This is a genomic window from Pirellulales bacterium, from assembly GCA_035656635.1.
In the GTDB taxonomy this organism is placed as follows: Bacteria; Planctomycetota; Planctomycetia; order Pirellulales; family JADZDJ01; genus DATJYL01.
The window spans coordinates 1-20,792 of sequence record DASRSD010000043.1; the positions used below are offsets into that span (position 1 = coordinate 1).

General features: G+C 57.8%; 16 protein-coding genes. 6 read left to right on the plus strand and 10 right to left on the minus strand.

All coding sequences use genetic code 11. The features are described from left to right. From coaE to polA, 3 genes are all read right to left on the minus strand, one after another. The coding region (coaE, locus tag VFE46_03270; GenBank protein ID HZZ27003.1) for a dephospho-CoA kinase at window positions 1–482 on the minus strand (482 nt) is incomplete at its 3' end. A gap of 220 nt (window positions 483–702) precedes the next feature. Further along, window positions 703–1,875 (minus strand): hypothetical protein, encoded by a 1,173-nt coding sequence (locus tag VFE46_03275; GenBank protein HZZ27004.1) that lies wholly within the window; start codon window positions 1,873–1,875, stop codon window positions 703–705. A 342-nt stretch (window positions 1,876–2,217) separates the two neighbouring features. Further along, window positions 2,218–5,271, minus strand: coding sequence for a DNA polymerase I (polA, locus tag VFE46_03280; GenBank protein HZZ27005.1), 3,054 nt, complete (start codon window positions 5,269–5,271; stop codon window positions 2,218–2,220). Window positions 5,272–5,557: 286 nt separating this feature from the next. Between polA and VFE46_03285 the strand changes: the two genes are divergently transcribed. Continuing rightward, on the plus strand, window positions 5,558–7,174 hold the full coding sequence (locus tag VFE46_03285) for a hypothetical protein (GenBank protein HZZ27006.1): 1,617 nt from the start codon (window positions 5,558–5,560) through the stop codon (window positions 7,172–7,174). A 119-nt stretch (window positions 7,175–7,293) separates the two neighbouring features. Here the strand turns inward: VFE46_03285 and VFE46_03290 are convergent, their stop codons facing one another. Next, window positions 7,294–8,217 (minus strand): diadenylate cyclase, encoded by a 924-nt coding sequence (locus VFE46_03290; protein HZZ27007.1) that lies wholly within the window; start codon window positions 8,215–8,217, stop codon window positions 7,294–7,296. A 280-nt stretch (window positions 8,218–8,497) separates the two neighbouring features. Between VFE46_03290 and VFE46_03295 the strand changes: the two genes are divergently transcribed. Beyond that, complete coding sequence (locus tag VFE46_03295; protein ID HZZ27008.1) at window positions 8,498–9,370, plus strand: SDR family oxidoreductase; 873 nt, start codon at window positions 8,498–8,500, stop codon at window positions 9,368–9,370. Between the two features lie 26 nt (window positions 9,371–9,396). On the opposite strand, the gene VFE46_03300 is transcribed toward VFE46_03295, so the two are convergent. After that, the gene (locus VFE46_03300) at window positions 9,397–9,654 is read right to left on the minus strand and encodes a hypothetical protein (protein ID HZZ27009.1); all 258 of its coding nucleotides are present in this window, start codon (window positions 9,652–9,654) and stop codon (window positions 9,397–9,399) included. On the opposite strand from VFE46_03300, the gene VFE46_03305 reads away from it, so the two are divergent. Beyond that, a complete protein-coding gene (locus VFE46_03305; GenBank protein ID HZZ27010.1) occupies window positions 9,653–10,159 on the plus strand; it encodes a hypothetical protein in 507 nt (168 codons plus the stop codon). The genes VFE46_03300 and VFE46_03305 overlap by 2 nt on opposite strands. A 515-nt stretch (window positions 10,160–10,674) precedes the next feature. Here the strand turns inward: VFE46_03305 and VFE46_03310 are convergent. Both VFE46_03310 and VFE46_03315 read right to left on the minus strand, forming a co-directional pair. Beyond that, complete coding sequence (locus tag VFE46_03310) at window positions 10,675–11,115, minus strand: SufE family protein (protein HZZ27011.1); 441 nt, start codon at window positions 11,113–11,115, stop codon at window positions 10,675–10,677. A gap of 53 nt (window positions 11,116–11,168) precedes the next feature. Next, complete coding sequence (locus VFE46_03315) at window positions 11,169–12,074, minus strand: sulfurtransferase (GenBank protein ID HZZ27012.1); 906 nt, start codon at window positions 12,072–12,074, stop codon at window positions 11,169–11,171. 379 nt (window positions 12,075–12,453) lie between these two features. Here VFE46_03315 and VFE46_03320 point away from each other — a divergent pair, with 379 nt between their 5' ends. Both VFE46_03320 and VFE46_03325 read left to right on the plus strand, forming a co-directional pair. Continuing rightward, the gene (locus tag VFE46_03320; protein HZZ27013.1) at window positions 12,454–14,931 is read left to right on the plus strand and encodes a DUF1549 and DUF1553 domain-containing protein; all 2,478 of its coding nucleotides are present in this window, start codon (window positions 12,454–12,456) and stop codon (window positions 14,929–14,931) included. Window positions 14,932–15,042: 111 nt separating this feature from the next. After that, window positions 15,043–16,548 carry a DUF1501 domain-containing protein gene (locus VFE46_03325; GenBank protein HZZ27014.1) on the plus strand — a complete coding sequence of 502 codons (1,506 nt, stop codon included), beginning with the start codon at window positions 15,043–15,045 and terminating at the stop codon, window positions 16,546–16,548. Between the two features lie 154 nt (window positions 16,549–16,702). Here the strand turns inward: VFE46_03325 and VFE46_03330 are convergent, their stop codons facing one another. Beyond that, on the minus strand, window positions 16,703–17,443 hold the full coding sequence (locus VFE46_03330; protein ID HZZ27015.1) for an NAD(P)H-hydrate epimerase: 741 nt from the start codon (window positions 17,441–17,443) through the stop codon (window positions 16,703–16,705). A 101-nt stretch (window positions 17,444–17,544) separates the two neighbouring features. Here VFE46_03330 and VFE46_03335 point away from each other — a divergent pair, with 101 nt between their 5' ends. Continuing rightward, window positions 17,545–17,778, plus strand: a complete 234-nt coding sequence (locus tag VFE46_03335) for a zinc ribbon domain-containing protein (protein ID HZZ27016.1) — start codon at window positions 17,545–17,547, stop codon at window positions 17,776–17,778. A gap of 143 nt (window positions 17,779–17,921) precedes the next feature. Here VFE46_03335 and VFE46_03340 read toward each other — a convergent pair whose 3' ends face one another. Together VFE46_03340 and guaB are read right to left on the minus strand one after the other, a co-directional pair. Beyond that, window positions 17,922–19,223 (minus strand): hypothetical protein, encoded by a 1,302-nt coding sequence (locus VFE46_03340; protein HZZ27017.1) that lies wholly within the window; start codon window positions 19,221–19,223, stop codon window positions 17,922–17,924. Window positions 19,224–19,245: 22 nt separating this feature from the next. Further along, window positions 19,246–20,790 carry an IMP dehydrogenase gene (gene guaB / locus VFE46_03345; GenBank protein HZZ27018.1) on the minus strand — a complete coding sequence of 515 codons (1,545 nt, stop codon included), beginning with the start codon at window positions 20,788–20,790 and terminating at the stop codon, window positions 19,246–19,248. Window positions 20,791–20,792 lie beyond the last annotated feature (2 nt).

Genomic DNA, 20,792 nt, shown 5'->3' on the forward strand with positions numbered 1-20,792 from the left:
GCCTCGCGGCGCTCGAATTCCTCGGCACTCCAGCCCCGTTTCAGCGCTCGGGCCAGCCGCTGCTCTCGGGGGCAATCGACAAATGCCAGGGCATCGCACAGGGTATTCCACTGGGCCTTCAGCATGACCGGCGCATCGAGAATAACCAGCGGCAAGCCCTGCTTTGCCAGCTGCAGGGCCTCGGCTTTCAACCGCCGGCGGATTTCCGGATGCGTGAGCCGCTCCAGCTCCGCCAATTCCAGCGGACCGGCCGGCGGCGGCGCGAAAACAATTCGAGCTAGCGCCTTGCGATCGACCTCGCCATCCGGCCCAATCACTTCGGCCCCCCACCGCCCGCCGATGGCCGCCCGCACTGCCGGCTGCCGCAGCACTTCGTGCCCTGCCCGATCGGCATCGAGCACGGCGGCGCCGCGTTGCCGAAACAAATCGGCCACGGTGCTTTTGCCGCTGGCCACGCCGCCGAGAAGACCGAGAATTTTCATGTCACGGTTCCAGAACAAAATGGCTGGCTGCTACGAAAGGAATGCGTGGTTCAAAACCACACGGATCAAAATAGCATGTCCGCGCCGGGGATTTGGCGTCCACTCGATCTTACCAGAATCGCCAACTGACGAGAGCGGCCAGAACAGCTTTCTGCCATGCCGCCTTGCACTGCCGCCAAAACCTGGCGAACCGGCCCAGATCACCTTACTTGCGGTGCGGTTACTTCTGTCGGCAGGATTCGTTTTTAGTGAGAGTCGCGGGCGGCTCGAGCGTGTCTAAGAATTTCTTCATCGCGGCGTCGGAAATAATGTGAGCGTAATGTGTCTCGTCGACGAAAATGTCCCACTTCCCCGTGCCCAGCTCCGCGGTTCGGTTGCGGACGACGTCCGCATAGGCTCGCCAACCATCGCCGGCGAAGCAGTCAGAATCATAACGGTTGACCACTTGACACTGCTGACGGCCACGCCCATAACCGCCGAGCACAAACAATTCCAAATAGTTTGCCGTGCGGTATAACTTGCCGCTGGTCTGTTCCCAATCACCCCAATCGCTTTTCGTGACGCGCAGAAAAATCGGATAAGCCCCCGATACCGGAAAACTGATTTGAATTCGCGGTTCAATCGCTGCCGCCAACACCGTGGTCCAGCCTCCGCCTGAGAGTCCCAGCATCGAAATTTGGCGGTAATGGAAGGCTTCGGCGTAATTCAAAAAGCCGATGACCGGTTCCACAAAATACTTCGTCGCGTGGCCGTTTTTCGGTTGCAACAATTTCATTTCATCGTGCCTGGTCAATTGCATGCGGCCGACATGCGGCAAATCGACAACGGGTCGATTGTTCAGTCCCATCAGCGGCATGCAAAAAGCTGCCACGCTATATCCTCGTTGCAACAGCTCGCCGATTTGCGATTGCAGACTGAAAAAATCAACCTCATGCCCAGCGTGCACCAACACCAATGCGCCGTTGGGTTGTTTGGGAACAAAGTGGTATACATGCGAATTCAGTCCGTATTCCATTTCGAACAAGACGTCGTCGGTATGGTCGACCCATTCCCTAAATGCTTCGCACCGGCTGTCGGTCGCCGGACTCACCTGAATCGGCATAATTTTCGGAAGTTCGTTTGAATTCCAAAGCAGCTGGCATAGATGCTGTCGTAGGATGGCCGCGTCTTGCGGTCTACGAATGCTAATTTCTGTGGAAACATCTTGATTTAGCACCGGCCCATCATACTGGTCCAACATCAAATGCAGTTCGTGCGCCCAGTTATAGGGGAACCAGTGGAAACGATAAGAAAACAAGCCAAAAACGCACCCGATCGCCAACGTGAGCACCGCAAACAGCGGAACGGCAGCCTGACGTGCGCGGCCTGAAATTGGCAAGCGTGTGAACGACATTCCACTATGCTCTGACACGAAACGCCGACAATCGCAGCGGCGGCTGCGTTGAGCGGCTGGCCCTCTGGATTCTGTTCGTTGAGGCCTGACTTCACGCCCGATGGCGCGATTGTTACGTGCTTCACGCGGTTCGGGAAGCTAGCCCGGCGGGTAACTGGAAAGGCCTTGAATTCCGATTAACCTCAGCATAGTTGGCGCATCACGTGATTGCCAGCAGGCAATATGAATAATTGATGCCGCGCGGTCGTCATTTCCGGTTTGGATTGCGCCGGTTATCAGGCATGTGCAATCAAACGAATCCGTGCCAAATCACCCTACTGTGGGGATCATGCTTCGTTGCATTCAACACACGCCCCAGTTGCGGCCGGTTTTCAAATCGACTTTCAGCGGCACCTCCAAGGACATCACGCCCGACATCTCTTCGCGCACCAGTTGCTGCATTTCGTCCGTTTCGTCAGGCGGCACTTCAAAGATGAGTTCGTCATGAATTTGCAGCAGCATTTTGCTGCGCAGCGAACCCCTCACCCTACCCTCTCCCACAAGGGGAGAGGGTTGACGCGCGGCTTCCACATCTCGCCTCGACGAGTCGCCTGCGGAGACCTGCCCCTCTCCCACAGGGAGAGGGTGAGAAGATTTTAGCCGGCGGTGAATGTTCAGCATGGCCAGCTTCATCAAGTCGGCCGCACTCCCTTGAATCACCGTGTTAATCGCCGTCCGTTCCGGCAGTGTGCGCTGCCGGGCTGCTGGATCGCCGGGTTTGGTCAGCGTGATGTCACGCACGCCTTGGATGGCGCGGCGCCGCCCTTGAATGGTCGTCACATAACCTTGCTTGCGGCATTGCACCAGAATCTCGCGCAAAAATAGTTCCACGCCCGGGTAACCGTTGAAATAGGCGTCAATGAACCGGGCCGCTTCTTCCTGCTCGATCTCCAGCATCTTCGACAGGCCGAACGGGCTTTGCCCGTAAATAACGCCAAAATTTACCGCCTTGGCCACACGCCGCATTTCCGAAGTCACTTGATCCAGCGGCACATGATGCACCTGGCTGGCGACGCGGGCATGAATATCTTCGTCACGTTCAAAAGCCGCCAGCAGCGTTTCGTCGCTGGAAAAATGCGCCAGCACGCGCAACTCTATCTGCGAATAATCGGCCGCCAAGAGCAACCAATCGGGCTGGCCGGGCAGGAATGCCGAACGGATTTCGCGTCCTTCCTCCGTGCGGATGGGAATGTTCTGCAAATTCGGATCGCTGGAACTCAAGCGCCCCGTCGCCGCCACAATTTGATTGAACGACGTGTGCACTCGGCCGGTTTGCGGATGCACCATGCTGGGCAGGGCGTCGACGTACGTTCCCTTGAGCTTGGCGTATTGGCGATATTGAATAATTTTTGCCGGCAGCGGATGTTGCCGGGCCAATTCCTCCAGCACTTCGGCATCGGTGCTGGGTCCGGTTTTGGTTTTTTTGAGCACCGGCAGTTTCTGCTCGACAAACAGCACTTCCTGGAGTTGCTTGGGGCTGGCGATGTTGAATTCCCGATCGGCCAGCTTGAAAATTTCCGTTTCCAGCGAGGCCATGCGCTGCCCGTATTGAGCGCTCAATTCCGCCAGGCGCGCGGTGTCGACTTTAATGCCGTTGAATTCCAGTTCCACGAGCACTTCCACGAGTGGCACTTCCAGGTCGTGAAACAGCGGCTCCAAATTGGCTTCTTTCAGCCGCGCCGCCAGCAGCGGCATGAGCCGCAAGGCCACGTCGGCATCTTCGGCTGCATAGTGCGTGATTTCGGCGATCGGTACTTCATCCATCCGCTTTTGATTTTTGCCGCTGCCGATGAGCGCCTCGATTTTCGTCGTGACGTGGTTGAGATACCGCCCGGCGAGCTCATCGAGATTGTGATTTCGCTCGCCGGCATCGAGCAAATAGCTGGCCAGCATGGTGTCGAATTGCAGCCCGGCCAGCTCGACGCCGACGGAGCGAAGCACAATCATGTCGTACTTCAAATTCTGGCCGACTTTCCCAATCGCCGGGTTTTCCAGCACTGGCCGCAGCGCCTCTAAAGTAGATTTCGGATCCAAGCACGGCTCGCCGGCTGGCGCGCGAACCGGAACGTAATATGCCTGCCCCTCTTTCCAAGCGAATGAGTAACCGACGAGTTCCGCCCAGCGTGGATAAATGCTGGTTGTTTCCGTGTCGAGCGATATTTGCCCTTGCCGGCTCAGCTCCTCGACCAGCCACTGCAATCGCTTCGGTGTGCCGATCGTTTCGTATTGGTGCGTGAACTTCGGTGCGTCGGCCTTGGCCAAGGACCGCATTTGATTGGTCAGCCCATGAAAGCCAAACTCGGCGAAGAATTCCGCCGCGCCGGCCGGATCGTAATGACCGGCCTGGCCCTGCTGCCAATTCACAGCAATGTTCATTTCCGAATCGAGGCGCACCAACCGCCGCGTAATCGGAATTTGTTCGCGGCTGGCTAGCAAATTTTCTTTCCGCTTGCCTTTGGGCAACTCGTCGGCGCGGGCCAGGAGGTTGTCCAGCGTTTCGAATTTGGCCAGCCACTCGCCGGCCACTTTGGGACCGACCAGCGGCACGCCGGGAATGTTGTCGACCGAGTCTCCCACCAGCGTTTGAAAATCGACTACTTGATTGGGCCGAATGCCCCACTCGGCCTGGAGTGCCGCCGCATCAAATACCGAATCTTTGCGAATGTTGTAAACTGCCACCCGGTCGGAAATAAGCTGGCGACAATCTTTATCGCCGGTGACCAACAAACATTGCCCGCCCGCTTGCTCCACCTGCCGGGCCAAAGTCGCCAAAACATCGTCGGCTTCGTAACCGGGGCATTCCAAAATCGGAATTCCCAACGCGGCCAACATACGGCGAATGCTCACAATTTGCGGCCGCAGTGTGTCGGGCATTTCGGCCCGATGTTCCTTGTACCCTGTGAACAGATCGTGGCGGAACGTCAGGCCCGACATATCGAACGCCGCAAATAAATAGTCGGGCTTTTTCTGATCGAGCAAGTACATCATGTCGCGGGCAAACCCGAACACCGCTCCGGTGGGCTCGCCGCGCGGGCTGGTCATTTCCGGCAGCGCGTGGAACACCTGAAAAATGAGCGAATGCGAATCGACCACGTACACCGTTTTGCCCGTCAGATCGGGGGGCGTGGCTTTGGCTTCCACTGGCTCGGCCGGCTTTTCGATGCGATCGATTCCCATTTCGGCAGTCGATGGCGTGCCTGGAAATTCGCAATCCGGCGGCGAACGCGGATCGGGCTGCGCGGTGGCAGCAGCTTTATCAGGCGAAGCAGCGATTTTCTCGAGAGTAGCGGGAGCGTCGGCTTCCAGGCCGGGCAGTTCAATTTGCCGCTGAGGTTTTTGGCGCGAGCGCTGTTTCATTATGGCAAAGTGTAACGGCTGAATCGGTTTTATCGAACCGGTGGACCCGCCGCCTGTAATCCTGCGGATTTCCGTAAAACGTACAAATTATACGCACCACCGTGTGTTCGATCGTAGGTGGTGCGGCAGCACAGCGTCAAGCGCGGCAGGGAACTGGTCAAGTGGCTGTCGCCCGTGTGCCGAGTAACGGACTAATGAGTTGTAGGGCGCGCAGCGTGCACGCCGATTGTGTTAAGGGGGTAGAGTTTAGTGGCGATCGCCGGCCACGCGAGTGGAGATTCACGCCATGCTGAAGTTCTGGAAAAGCCGCCGCCAGTCACGGGCAAAATTTGTTCGACAAGCAGCCGGTGGCCAGCGCCATTTGCGCTTCGAAATGCTCGAAACGCGAAAGTTGCTCTCCAGCACCGGCCTGTCCGGTGACTTCAACGGCGATGGCTTTGCCGACCTGGCCATTGGCGCTCCCGGCCGAACCATTGGCGCCGCCAAAGGCACTGGCGCGGTTACCGTGTTGTATGGCACCAGCACCAGCGGACTTTCCACCGCTGGCAACCAACTGTGGGATTTGGCCCGCAGCGGCATGGCTGGCAGCGCTCAAAGCAATGATCAATACGGCGCCGCCATTGCCGTGGGCGATTTCAATGGCGACGGCTACACCGATTTGGCCATTGGCGCGCCCGGCCGAACGGTGGCAGGCGCGGCCGGCGCCGGTGCCGTGAATATCATTTACGGATCGGCCACGGGCCTGACGGTTGCCGGCAACCAATTGTGGACCGAAATTAACGCCATCCCGGGAACGCTGATTCAGGCGAACAGCGCTTTTGGAACCAAACTCACGACAGGCGACTTCAACGGCGACGGGTACGTCGATCTGGCGATCAGCGCGCCCTTTTTGAAAGTTGGCACGGTGAAAAACGCCGGCGGCGTCTATGTTTTATATGGCTCGGCGGCCGGCCTTACGCACGGCAGCACGCAGTTTGTCAGCCAAGGCACGGGGGGCATTTTGGGCACGCCCATGGCCAACAGCGAGTTTGGAAAAGCACTGACCGCCGGAGATTTCAACGAGGACGGCATTGCCGACTTGGCCGTCGGCACGCCGAACTACGTGAAAGGCTCTGCGCAACAAGCCGGCGCAGTCAATGTCATTTACGGCACGTCGTCGGGCCTGAGTTCCGCCGGCAATCAACTTTGGACGCAATTCCCTGTGGTCAATACCGTTGGAACCTTCGTCCAGGGGAACCCCGGGGCCGGCGCGTTGTTTGGTTGGTCGTTGACGACAGGCGATTTCAACAACGACGGCGTTACCGATTTGGCCGTTGGCGCGCCGGGCGAAATTGTGGGCGTCGTCAAAGCGGGTTCGGTGAATATCATTTATGGCGCCACCGACGGATCGGGGCTCATCTCCAAAGGCAATCAATTGATTACGCGCAAGGCGTTGGGATCGACCTCGGCCAACGGCGATGAGTTCGGCTTTGCTCTGGCGGCCGGCAATTTTAACGGCCAGCCCGGCGACGATTTGGCCATCGGCGCGCCCTTGGCCGAGGTGGGCAGCGTACAAGATGCCGGGCTGGTGGCGGTTGTGAGCGGCTCGACCAAAGGCTTGGTGCTGACGGGCGTCACGTTCATCAGCCAGGGCACTGCCGGCTTCGGCGATGCTGCGAAGAAGGGAGATAACTTCGGCGCGACGTTGGCCGCCGGCGATTACAACGGCGACGGATACATCGATTTGGATGTCGGCTCTCCGACGGAAAGCCTTGGCACTGCGATTGGCACGGGCGTAGTGCAAACCTTCTATGGCTCAACGCTCGGCCTCACGCCAAAGCAACAACAACTGTGGCGCGAAGGATTGCCTGGGCTGCAACTGACATTGGCTGCCGGCGATGGCTTCGGCTTGGGCGTGGGATAGTTAGGGGCTAGGGACGGGTGGCTAGTGGAGTAGTGGCTGGTGACTTGTGTCTGGTAGTCTGGTTCCACAAGGCCACCAGTGACCAGACTACCAGACTACCAGACACAAGACCCCACTCCTCAATCGAGCGCCGGTGGTTCGTATTCAAAATCTTTCCACTTCATGGCGCGGCGGAATGGCTCGATCCGCAAGAAGACTTCGCCATCGGAAAAAATGCGGACCGTGCCGTTCGATTCGCTGACCACCACCGCCACCGATTTGGTTTTCTTGGTGATGGCCGCGCCCGCCCAGTGCCGGGCGCCCAAGCCTTTGGAAAGCGTGATGCTTTCGGCCGAAGCGTCAATGTAGCGCGAAGCGGCTTCCACGGTTCCGTCCAGCGCTACCACAAACGCGCCATCCATTTGGGCAATTTCTTTAATCCCCTCGCGCGTTTTCTGGTCGAACAAGCTCCGCTCCTTGCGGCTGTAGCCCTTGACCGGATCGAACACCAGTGCGTGGCTGCTGGCCAGCACTTTGCGCGTATCGCCGACAACAAACAGCGTGCCCACCGGCTTGCCTTCGCGCCCCTCGCGGCCAATTTCCACGGCCAACTCAACCACAGTTTTGAGCGTATCCAGCGGGACCTTCGATTCCAATTGTCGTAAATCGTGCGAAGTGAGCCGGCCCAAGTGCTCGTCCAGATGAATCACGCTGATGGAGTCGATGGTTTCGGCTTCAAAGCCGCTGTAAATGGCGATTACTTTCGCCCCGGCGGCCAGAATGTCGTCGGCCACGCTCTCCAACAGGGCTTGCGTTAGCTTTTCGTGCACGGGGCTTTCGGCCATGTTCAGCACGACCAGCGGAAACCCTGCCTCGGCGGCCCCGTCCAATTCCTGCATGTAGTCGGCCGCCAACACGACGCGCTGTCCGGTAGTCACTTCGCGCAGCTCCTGCCAGGCAATGGGCCCTTCGAGCAAAATCAACAGCGCATCGGCAGTCACCACGTCCGCCAATTGGGCGGCGAGATTGATGATGCTCTGAAATTGCTCGGTGAGTTTATGCACGATCCGACAGCTCGAGCTGAATGCGATGGGTGGTTTGAACTTTTGAGTTTTTGGATTTTCAGTGCTTCCAGCCACTTGTGTCGCATACTACGGACTTTGCTCAGATCGGGCAAGCACAATGCCGGCGAATGTGCTGGCTAAAAGGTGTGGCCAGGGTTAGACTAAAATTGGATGGGCGGCGGCCTCCACGGCCCGCCAAATTTTTTTCGCACGCGGTTGAAGTGATCCAGCAGCTATGTCCCTCGGCGGCACATCATCGAACTCGGCTGCCGCACTGAGCATGTCCGCCATTGCGGCCCCGGGCCCTCCCTTGCCGTTGGCAGCGCCGGCTTCCAAAACGCGGACCACGGCCGGTTACTGGTCCGGCAAAGTCGTCCTGATTACCGGCGGCTCCAGTGGGTTGGGCCGAGCATTGGCCGAGGCTTTCGCCCGCCAGGGAGCGCAAGTGGTCGTCTCGGCCCGCACCGCCGATGCCTTGGAAGCAGTGGCCGGGGAGCTGCGATCGACAGGCGCCCAAGTGCTGGCCATTCCCGCCGATGTTACCCAGCAAGATCAGGTCGAAAAACTTGTGGAGCGAACCGTCCAGCATTTCGGCCGGCTCGACGTGTTGGTGAACAATGTGGGCCGCTCCACGCGGGGAACTTTGATGGAGACCACGCCGGAAGATTTCGCCAATTTAATGGAGATCAATTTTCTGAGTGTGGTCCGCTGCACTCGGGCGGCCCTGCCGCACTTAATCCGCAGCCAGGGGCAAGTGGTGAATATTGGCTCCCTTTCAGGGAAAACGGCGAGTCGGTACGTGGGCGCCTATGCCGCAACGAAGTTTGCCTTGGCCGCTTACACCCAACAATTGCGGTTAGAACTGCAACCGCAAGGCGTGCACGTTTTGTTGGTTTCGCCGGGGCCCATTGTCCGGGACAATGCTGGCGACCGCTATGGCAATCAAATGGAAGGCCTGCCAGCCCGGGCCGCCAAGCCGGGCGCCGGAGTGCGCATTTCGCCGGTCCGGCCGGAAAAACTCTCGCAGGCCATTCTCAACGCCTGCCGCCGCCGCCAGCCGGAGCTAATTTACCCACCGCTTGCGCGCCTGTTCATCGCCGTCATTCAACTCTTCCCGCGCCTGGGCGACTGGTTAGTGCGGAAGATGACTTAGAACTCTATTAAACTCTGCGGATTGATTTAGAAAGGGGCAACCACTTCGTATTCTACTGTCGTTTGACCAATCGAAACTCCTTTCCGCAGCACAACGCGACGTGAATCTTTTTTGCCGTCCACAATTACCAACAAATCACCTTCCGTTCCCGGAGGCAATTCACAAGACTCCGCCAAAACAAAAGTGCAACCATTCGATTTCGCAAGGCGAAATCGCAGTTCTTTTGTGACGACAAAGAATCCTTCAACTTCGGCGGAGTAACCGTCTTTGTGGTAAATTCCCATGATAACTGGCAAGGATTTGATAGAACGAGTACGCCAGTATCTTAACTTAATCGGTCCTGACGTAAAGCTCAAAGAATTTCTTGGCGATGGAACGGACGGGGCAGTTTGGGCAACGAGTAATGACACGGCGATCAAGATTTTTGCCAAAGAAAACGGCTATTTTAACGAACGGGATGCCTATCTCCGGTTAGCCGAGTTCGGGGTAACAGAAAAAATTGATGGGTTCTGGATTCCAAGAATGATCCGTTACGACGACACGTTGCTTGTTATCGAAATGGATTTGATGCAACATCCCCCTTACATTATTGACTTTGCCAAAGTCAGGATTGATCGCCCGCCCGATTTTTCAGAACAAACAATTGAGTATGAAAATCAACAGGGCCTGGAACGGTTTGGGAAAAATTGGCCACGCGTCCAAAGGCTAATGCAAAGTTTGGAAAGTTTCCAAATCTATTATCTTGATCCGTCGCCAAGCAACATCGTATTCCCGTTATCGTCTGAATAGATCCGTTATGGCCGCCTCTCTGCTATAATGCGCGGCATGAGCGATGCACCACCAAAAACTCGCTGGCGATTGCTGGTAGCCCTTATTCTTGTCGTAACAGGAATCACAGCATTTGCATGGTGGCTACTTAGGCTTCCACACACTGCCGGTCCAGCGAGCAATTCAATCTTTGTAATCGCACCCTACTGGTACAACGGCACTTAGGTTTTCGACGATTCGGCTACGGGCCTTAAGCATGAACCGTTTGTTGGAGGGACGCCAGGAATGATAAATGTACTTGTGAAAGACATTCCCGATGCCAAGAATGGTTTTCGATTGACGTTTTCAGCGCAGCCGTTTCCGGGCCATCAGTACAAGCTAACTTGGCTGCGGTGAATCAACTGGCAATTGGTACTGGATTGATAATCCACCAATGGAAGGCTGGATTTGCCCCGCGCTATTTCGATATTACAACGAAGCGCCAAAGTCTCTATACGTGAAAGCGGACGCAGCGCAGAACTAAATGCAAAGCTCCTTCACGAATTCGCCGCCGCTTTGGCCACTTGCTGGCGAATGTAATGTTGCACCGCCGCAAGACCACGCATGCGGACCATGCCTAGCGATTCCAACAGGCCCAGGCGCTTGAGCAAATCTTCCGGGGTAGACAACACCGCTTCGGGAGTTGAGCCGCTAAAGGCATCGACAAGAATTCCGACAAAGCCCTTCACCGTGGGTGCTTCGGGAGCCACGTAGGCATGAACTTGCACGCGGCCCTCAATTAGTTCGACCCAAATGAACGTGGGCGTTTGGCACTCGGCAATTCGGTGTAGCCCCTCGTTGCGCTCGGCTTCATATTTAGTCGGCAGCGGCGGCAGATTTTCCGCAAATTCCAGCAGCAGCTCCAGCCGTTCGCGCGGCTCCAAATCAGCAAACTCCGCGACAATGTCATCCAGCTTCACCCGTTCACCTTGATCCATCGTCGAAAGCCTGTCCCGCTCACACCTCATCACCTGCTCACCCCATCACCCACTCACCCGCTCACAGAAGCCGGCTCTGCATTTGCCACCGGTGCTACCCCACCCGGCTCAGTTCCCTTGGCAATCGGCACGCCCACCATGTTGCCCCATTCGGTCCAGGAGCCGTCGTAATTTTTCACGTTGCCAAAGCCGAGCAGATATTTCAGCACGAACCATGTATGGCTGCTCCGTTCGCCAATCCGGCAGTAAGCAATGGTTCGGCCGCGGCGGCTCAGGCCGTTTTCTTTGCAATACAGTTTTTCCAATTCCTTAGCGGGCTTGAACGTGCCGTCCTCCTGCACTGCCTTCGACCACGGAATGCTGAGTGCGCCAGGAATGTGCCCGCCACGCAAAGCGCCTTCCTGTGGATAGTCGGGCATGGCCAGCAGCTCGCCGGTATATTCGCCGGCGGAGCGGACATCGACCAGCGGCTTGCCGGCCCGGCTGTGTTTTTGCGTTTCTTCGCGGAAAGCGCGGATCGACAAATCGGGCTCCTTGGCCACATAGTGCGTGGCCGGGTAACTCGGTTCCTGATCGCGCGTGTAAGGGCGATTATCCAACTCCCAGCGTTTGCGGCCGCCGTCCATAATCAAGCACTTTTCGTGGCCGTACAACTTGAACACCCAGAACGCATAGCAGGCCCACCAGTTGTTTTTGTCGCCGTAAAACACAACGGTGGTGTCGTTGTCGATGCCCTTGGATTGGCACAATTCGGCGAAGCGCTGTGTGCCAATGTAATCGCGCACAATGGCGTCTTGCAAATCGGTATGCCAGTCGATTTTGACCGCCCCAGGAATATGTCCCTGGGTATATAGCAATACGTCTTCGTCGGATTCAACAATCCGGACGCTGCTGTCGTTCAAATGCTCGGCCACCCAGGCGGTGGAAACCAAAACCTCGGGGTGTGCGTAGGAAGTCATGGGATGGTCCTTTGTGTATTCAAATTTGCGTATTCGATTTAACCTGTCGCGACAATGCTGGCGGTGCTGTCAGGAAAGTAACCCCCGGCAATAACGACCCAGTAAACAGAATTTTGTGGGCTTTATTGGCGGAGGCAATGTCCAAACAGCCCCCCGGGTAGGAACGGCCCTGCCCCTTCAAACCTAACCCTTTACCACCCTTCAGCATACAAAAGCAGTTTTTCCGCCGCAATTGGCCAGAAAATCCGCCCCAAACACGAAGAAAACCTTGATTGCCAACATCTGCCGATAAACACTAATATAAACCTACCACAACACACCTGCCGTTTTCTGTTCCACACACTCACCCTAAACGCCACCGCGCTAGCGGTCCACACACATGACGCCCAACCAGGGGCTGGTCGCCAAATGTGCGGCCCGGCAACGCAACGGATTTGCGGGCCAAATTGTTAGAGTATTGTTCATCCTCATAACGTGGTCACTTGCCGGATGGCCGTTTTGCGCCATCGCGGAAGACCATGTTAGTGCACCCTCTGCGCGCATTAGCCCGGCGGCAACCGCGAAGCCAACCGGGGCAGCGCCTGCCGCCGAGGGAATCAAATCGCTTTTGATTTCCAAGCCATCGGCCGATCGCAATAGTAAGTCGGCAAAAACCGGAGAGTTCAAAACCGGCGACTGGCCGTTCCGACCGCTTTCGCGACCCGACGTGCCGAAGCTGACGAAGCTTGGCAATTGGGTGCGCAATCCGGTCGATGGCTTCATCGGACAGAAATTGGAAGCGGCCGGCATTCAGCCCAACGCGCCGGCCGATAAGCTCACCCTCTTGCGGCGGGTCACTTTCGATTTAACCGGCCTGCCGCCGACATCGGAAGAACAAGCTGCTTTTTTGGCTGATTCCTCCCCCGATGCCTATGCCAAAGTGGTCGATCGCTTGTTGGCATCGCCGCGCTATGGCGAACGCTGGGCACAGCATTGGCTCGATGTGGTTCGCTACAGCGAGACCGAGGGCTTCAAAAAAGACAGCCTGCGCCCCGATGCCCATCGTTACCGCGATTATGTCATCCGCGCCTTCAACACCGATTTGCCGTACGATCGCTTTGTCCGCGAGCAAATTGCCGGCGACGAGCTGGAGCCGAACAATCCCGAGGCGCTGATTGCCACCGGCTTCATTCGGCTCTATCCGGAAGACATCAACGCTTCCAACATGGTGCAGCAGCGGCAAGAAATTCTCGACGACATTACCGAGAACACCGCTTTGGCGTTCATGGGATTAACCGTCGGCTGTGCCCGCTGCCACGACCACAAGTTCGATGACATCAAGCAGACCGATTATTACCGCCTGCAAGCGTGTTTTGCCGCCATTTTGCCCGCCGACGGCGTTTCGATTGCCTCCAAAGACCAGGTCGAAAACTACGACAAGCGGATGGATAAATGGGAGCAGGAAACCAAGCCGATTCGCGATCAGATCGACCACGAGCTGGCCGACGAGCGCGAAGCCGCCCGGCAAGACGCCATTTCCGCGTACGATCCGCAAACACTGGCCGCCATTAACATGCCGCCGGAAAAACGCTCCTGCTTCCAAAAGCAGCTGGTGGCCGAGGCGGAAGAGTGGATCGATTCCCGCATTGCCCGCGCCTATCGGCGGTGCGATCCGGAAGAACGCAAGCTGTACGATCAGCAAATGGAAGAGCTCTCGAAGTTCGATTCCATTAAGCCCGAGCCGCTGCCCACGGCCATGTCGGTGACCGATGGAGACGGTGCGCCGCCGCCGACGTGCGTCCTCTCCGGCGGCAATTATTTGCGGCCAGGGCAAGAAGTGGCGCCCGGCTTTCCCGAATTTTTGGGCGCCAGCGAACCGGAAATTGCACCACCCGCCGGCACGTCGAATTCCACCGGCCGCCGCGGCGCACTTGCCGAATGGCTCACTCGAGCCGATAACCCCATGACCGCTCGTGTGATGATCAACCGGTTGTGGGCGAATCATTTCGGCCAGGGGATTGTCGCCACGCCGAACGATTTTGGCGCAATGGGAGGCAACCCGTCGCATCCGGAATTGCTCGATTGGCTGGCATACGAGTTCATTTCGGAGGGTTGGCATTTGAAGCCCATCCAACGGCTGATGGTGCTTTCGGCCACGTATTGCCAAGCGTCGAAAATCGATCCGTCCACTGCCGTGCATGCCGCGGCGCTGGCTGCCGATGCCGCCGACAACTTGCTGTGGCATACCCGTCGCCAACGGCTCGAAGGCGAAGAGCTTCGCGACGCCGAGCTGCAAGTTTCCAGTCAATTGAATTTGCGAATGTATGGCGACAGTGCCCATCCGGAATTGCCGCAAGTGTTGGAAGACACGAAGTACGGGTGGGATCCCGATCAAAAACCGGTCGACCGCAACCGTCGCTCCATTTACGTGCTGGCGCAGCGAAATATGCGATTGCCGCTCTTGGAAACATACGACCAGCCCGACATGCAAAACAGTTGTCCGCGGCGCACTTGCACCATTACTGCGCCGCAGGCGCTGGAAATGCTCAATGGCGAAGGAACCGAGGAAGCGGCCCGGCAGTGGAGCGCCAAATTACTGGCCGAGTGCGATCACGGGGACGGTCAGCTCGACGAAGCTAAGCTCGTCCGTACCGCGTACACTCAAGCGTTTGGGCGCCTGCCGCGAAAAAGCGAAATCAAAAATGCTGAAAAATTTGTCGAGGAGCAGGCGGCCACCATCGCCGAAGAATCAACCCCGCCGCTCGAAAAGCAACTTCCCACCCCACTGCCGGCTAAGTTCAACCGCGCCAAAGCGGCAGCCTTGGTCGATTTTTGCCACGCCTTAATGTGCAGCAACGAGTTTTTGTACGTCGATTGACAGCATCCGTATAAAGCCGCGACCGTTGGTCGCGCTGGACTAGAGATGCGTCATCAACTCCGCTTCATGCGCGACCAACGGTCGCGGTTTTATAAGATCGAATCAAAACCCATGCCCACCATTCCCCATTCCCCACTCCCCATTCCGCACTACGAATCCGCTCAATCGCGCCGCGATTTCCTGTTTCGCGCCGGCGGCGGCTTCGGCGCGCTAGCCCTGTGGTCGCTATTGAGCCGCGATGCCATTTCCATCGCCCGCGCCGGAACCGATTCTGCACTGGCTTCCGATGCCGCCGCGGCTGCCAACGCCGCGCTCAATCCGCTGGCGCCCAAGTCGCCCATGTTTGCGGCCAAGGCGAAATCGGTCATTTGGTGCTTCATGGATGGCGGACCCAGCCATCTCGATTTGTTCGATCCTAAGCCCACACTTTCCAAACTGGCCGGCCAACCGCTGCCGGCGAGTTTTCCCCGACCGGAAACTGCCATGGGCAAAACGGCCAACACGCCGCTGATGGCCAGCCAGCGAAAATTCAAGCAATACGGCCAGTCGGGCATTTGGGTCAGCGATTGGCTCCCCGAAATTGCCACGTGCGTCGATGACATGGCCGTCATCCGTTCCTGCTGGGCCGATGGTCTTACCCATGTGGGCAGCGTGTGCGAAATGAACACCGGCAGCATTCTCATGGGCCGTCCCTGCGTGGGCGCATGGGTTTTGTACGGCCTGGGAACTGTGTGCGACAACTTGCCCGGCTACGTGGTGCTCACCGATTATCCGCAAGAGCCTCCCGGCGGCGCCCGACAATGGAGCACAGGCTTCATGCCCGCCACGTATCAGGGAACAAAATTTCGCGACGGCAAAACGCCGATTCTGCACGTCACTCCACCGGCCGGCATCACCGCTGCCCGCGAGCGCGGTCAGCTCGATTTCATTCAGCAGCTCAATCGTCAACATTTAGCGGCCGGCCGCAGCGACGATAAAGATTTGGAAGCCCGCATCGCTTCCTACGAACTGGCCTATCGCATGCAGGTGGCCGCTCCCGAAGCGACCGATATTTCCGGCGAAACGGCCGAAACGCTGGCACTGTACGGCGTCGATAAGCCCGAAACCGCCGCCAACGGCCGCAATTGCTTGTTCGCCCGCCGGCTGGTGGAGCGCGGCGTGCGCTTTGTGCAACTGTACATGGGCTCGGGCAGCAAGTGGGATGCCCATACCGACGTGGAAGGCAATCACGCTCAGTATTGCAAAGAAACCGATCGCCCCATTGCTGGGCTGCTCAAAGACCTGAAGCGCCGCGGCATGTTAGAAAACACGCTGGTCATTTGGGGCGGCGAATTTGGCCGCACGCCGATGAGCGAAAGCGGCACCGGCCGCGACCACAATCCGTACGGCTTTACCATGTGGATGGCCGGCGGCGGCATCAAGCCGGGCACCGTGTACGGCGCGACCGATGATGTAGGCCTGTACGCGGTGGAAAACAAAGCCCACGTCCACGATATTCACGCCACGGTATTGTCGCTGCTGGGTTTAAATCACGAGCAGCTCACGTTCCAACACCTGGGCCGCGACGAACGGCTAACCATCACCAGCGGCACGGTCATCAAAGACATCATCGCGTGAATGGGAAATAGCGAATAGCAAATAACGAATGGGGAATGGGGAATGGGGAATGGGGAATTCATAAAGCCGCGACCGTTGGTCGCGCTGAACAACCCACAAGCCATCCACATCCGCTGGCGGTTTAGCCGCGAGGCACCGCCGAGCGCGCTGCGGCCTATCGCGCAATTTCCTCAATCAATCTGCGCGGGGCGCCAATATCGCAGACGTGAATCTGGCCGACGTATTGTTCCGCGCCGCTGACAAAGAATCCTGGCTTGGCCGCCACGAACGTGCATGTGTGGGCGGCGCGAATGGTGTGCTTTCCTGCCGCGCCGGTGTCACAATCTAGTCCGCTGGGCAAATCGACGGCCAAGATCGGAATGCCGCTGGCGTTCATCTGGTCGATCGCTTCCGCATAGGGCGATTTCGGCTCCCCCGTTGCGCCGGTGCCCAAAATGGCATCCACTAAAAAATTGGCGCCGCGTAGAACCGCATCGAATCGCGCCTGATCGAATTCGCTTTCCGCCTGGCCGGCAAACACTTCAATCGCCAAACCCGTCTTTTGGATAATCGCAAAATTCGCCGCGGCATCGCCGCGCAGTTCGCTCGGATTACACAGCAGCAAGACTTTCACGCCGATGCGGCGCAAATCTAAATGCCGGGCAATTACGAAACCATCGACGCCGTTGTTTCCCTTGCCGCAAACAATGGCGACGGAATTCTCACCCCTCACCCTGCCCTCTCCCACAAGAGGAGAGGGTTCGCTGGATTGTCCTGACGATTTGGCCAGCAGCCCACACAACACATCGGCTGCGCCGCGCCCGGCGTTTTCCATCAGGACCAATCCGCTTAGGCCGTAATCGGCAATTGCGCGATGGTCTACTTCCCGAACTTGTGCCCGATTGAGCGTGAGCATGTAAATTGTTCGCTAGCTTGGACGAAATATGATTTGACGTGGCTGGCGGCTAATTCCATATAATAATGGGTATTACCGATGTAGATAACCTGGAGCCTGTCATGCCCATTTACGAATACAACTGCCCCGCCTGCGAGAGCCAGTTCGAGCTCTTGGTCCGCAGCAGCGAGAAACCCGCCTGCCCGCAGTGCGGATCGAAAAAGCTCGAAAAGCAACTCAGCGTGCCGGCCGCCCATACCGCAGCCTCCAAATCGGCATTGCCCGTTTGCGAATCTCCTGCCGGCGGTTGCGGCCTGCCCCAATGCGGCGGCGGTAGTTGTGGATTCGGCAATTGATTTCCCTCACTCGGCGCGCAAAATAAACTTTGCGCGCGGCGCAATAAAAAACCCCGGCCAAGCGGCCGGGGCTAAGCATTGCGGTGGAAGTATTCGAAGCCCTTGTCGGCGAAACGGATTCGCGTGCGATCAATTCACCGTCATCACGGGAACAGCGCCGCCACGCCGCTGTAACCAACCGCGCCGGTGCATAAACCGCGGCAGCTAAGCGGGAACGGATCGCAAATCCAGGGGGCACAATCGCCCGGCCGGTACACGCCCAAATCGTAAATACATTCGTTGGGGGTATACACGCCCACCATGTAAGGCAGGAGTACCAGGTTTCCGAAAAAGTGCCCCACCGATTTGGCATATTCCAGACCCCATGGTCCGCAGGAGTGGCCGTAGCGTTCCAAGGCTTCTTCCTCAAAATACAGTGGCTTGTGGCACAGTGCCGAGGCCTTCCACGTGTACGTGGTGCCGGGCCAGCAGCGCGGTGCAAATGGATCGGTCGAAAGCGAGCATTCAAACGGCACCTGGTCCCCCTTGGCGCTATTGCCCGGCGGAACAATGTCGACGTTCAGCTTGTTCAGGGTCATCGCTTTGATCTGATCGTAATCCTCTTTGCAGGCCAACGCCGGATTGCTATGCGTTTGCCGCGAAAATTGCGGCTCGCCGCCAGGCAGCAAATCGGGCGTGCCTCCCGGCGTCGGCGGTCCAGGAAGTTGGGTTTGATAGGTGTGCGTCGGCAGGCCGCTGCGCATAGGCTCGGGCGCGGATAACTCGGCCGGATCTTGCTGCGCCGGTTCAATCCGCATGCTGCTTGGGCCGCTTTGAGCCGCGGGTGGCGGGAGCGAATCGATTTCGTCCGGCGGCGTCATCGCAATGCGGTGCGACGTTTTCACCGAGGGCAAATTGTCGCCAAACGGATCGGTCAGCGCCAAATTTCCCGAGTTGTTGCCGCTGGAATTTCCGGCGGTCAGCCGAACTTTGGTTTTTACTTTCGGCTGCTCGGCTGAAATCGAGTTTTCTATGGCCGGGTCGTCGAATTCGGCAGTGACCACCGCATGCTTTTGAACTGCATTCTTGCTGCTGCTTTGCGATTTGTTGGCTGTCGCAGTGTCCTTGTCGGTAGAACTGCTTGAGGAGGAACCACTGGCTGCGCTGTCGCTGGCCTTATCATCACTGCGCTGTGGCCGCACGGGGTGCCATACCAAGCGCGTTCCCGGCGCTGCAGTAGTGTTGGACGGAACGGCATCGTCTGCGCAGGCTGGCCGCTGGCCGACTGCCATCGCCAAGCCCGCAAATAGAGCCACGGAATACAGCGCTACCGGCCCGGATCGGTATTTTTTGAAGTGCGAAATTCGCAACTCCGCCGTGCGCGCTTCGTGGGCCACTCGAGATTCCAGCACGAGAACTTCATGGGCCGTTCGTGCTTGGTCATGGGTGCTTGATGCGGCGTCCACGCCGAGCTGCGCGGTTGACGAATCATTCGTCTCCCGAATATTCTGCGCTGTAGTTTGGTGCTTCCTGCGTAATGGCGATGTCATGTGGATGACTCTCCCGCACACTGGCGTGTGAAACTTGTATGAATTGTGCTTCCTTGCGCAACTCTTCAATGTCGCGCGCGCCCAAATAACCCATTCCCGCTTTCAATCCGCCCACCAACTGATACACAAACGTGCTCAGCGGCCCTTTGAACGGCACGCGTCCTTCAACACCTTCCGGCACTAACTTGCTGGCGCTGCGAGCTTCCTCTCCGCGCGCCACCGCTTGTCGATACCGCTCGCTCGAGCCTTTTACCATGGCGCCCAGGGAACCCATGCCCCGGTACACCTTGAACGTTCGGCCTTGATACAAAATTTGCTGGCCCGGGCTTTCCGCAGTGCCGGCAAACAATCCGCCGATCATGACCAAACTGGCCCCGGCTGCAATCGCTTTCGTTATATCTCCGCTGTAGCGAATGCCGCCGTCGGCAATGATGGGCACGCCCGCCGCTTCCGCTGCGCTGGACGCATCCATAATGGCCGTAATTTGCGGCACGCCTACTCCGGAAATGACCCGCGTGGTGCAAATGGAACCGGGCCCGATGCCCACTTTCACCGCATCAGCTCCGGCGGCAATTAAATCTGCCGCGCCTTGCCTGGTCGCCACGTTCCCGGCGACCACATCGATTTTCTCCCATCGTTTTTTGATGTTCTTTACTGTCTCGATCACATTGGCCGAATGGCCATGGGCACTGTCGACCACCAACACATCCACCGCTTTGCCGATCAGGCTTTCGGCCCGTTCGTAATCGTGGACGCCAATCGCGGCTCCCACGCGCAGGCGGCCCAGCTTGTCTTTGCAAGCATTCGGGAACCGCTTCTGCATGTCGATGTCTTTGATGGTAATCAGGCCCGTCAGCGTATAATCTTCGTCAACCAGCAAAAGTTTCTCGACCTTATTTGCCATCAAAATCTTCTCAGCTTCCGCAAGCGTTACAGTCCCCTGTGCTGTCACCAGGTTCTGACGGGTCATAATCTCGCTGATGGGCGTGTCGCTGCTCTCCAAAAACCGCAAATCCCGCCGCGTGATAATGCCAATGAGCTTTTTGCTGCCAGGGCCAGAGGCCGATGAAGACTCGGGCTTCCTGGCCCCCAGAGACCCTGTGCTAGCAACAATTGGCACGCCGGAGATGTTGGCCTGATTCATCACCTCCCGCGCCTTCGCTACCGTTGCTGTCGGCGGCAGCGTTACCGGATCGAAAATAATGCCATTGGCGGAGCGCTTCACCTTGTCGACCTCTTCCGTCTGCTGGCCGACCGACATGTTCTTGTGAATCACCCCCAGGCCGCCCTCTTGCGCCAGGGCAATCGCCATGTCGCTTTCCGTGACCGTATCCATGGGCGAGCTGACCAGCGGAATGTTCAGCCGAATGTTGCGCGTCAGCCGCGTGCCAACACTCACCTCCGCCGGCACCACCTCGCTATAGCGCGGCAGCAACAACACATCGTCAAACGTGATGGCTTGGGCAACGAGTTTTTGGGGCATTG